Origin of the sequence: Stenotrophomonas sp. SrG (genome assembly GCF_050031795.1) — a bacterium.
Lineage (GTDB): Bacteria > Pseudomonadota > Gammaproteobacteria > Xanthomonadales > Xanthomonadaceae > Stenotrophomonas > Stenotrophomonas rhizophila_A.
On record NZ_JBNBBE010000652.1, the window covers coordinates 1 to 249 of the forward strand.

A 249-nucleotide genomic window follows, 5' to 3' on the forward strand; every position below is an offset into this window, starting at 1 on the left:
GGCTCCAGCGCAATGATCCGACGCGCAATGGCTTCCGCGGCGGCGGCATCGCCGGCCATGTCGTGCAGGCGCCGGCGCGCTTCCAGCGCCGGGAGGTGATCCGGCACGGCCGCGATCCCGCGATCGGCCACGGCGGCGGCCTCGGCACTGCCAACCACTTCGATGGCCAGGCGGGCCATCCACAGGGGGTGTTCCTGCGGGTGCGTTTCCAGCGTGGCATCCGGGGTGTCGCGGGCCTGCTGCTCGCGG

The 249-nt window shown here is 73.9% G+C and carries 1 pseudogene; it reads right to left on the reverse strand.

Annotated features, from left to right (window positions below):
• Positions 1-249, reverse strand: a pseudogene (locus ACQG3P_RS21185) (tetratricopeptide repeat protein); the annotation flags it as partial.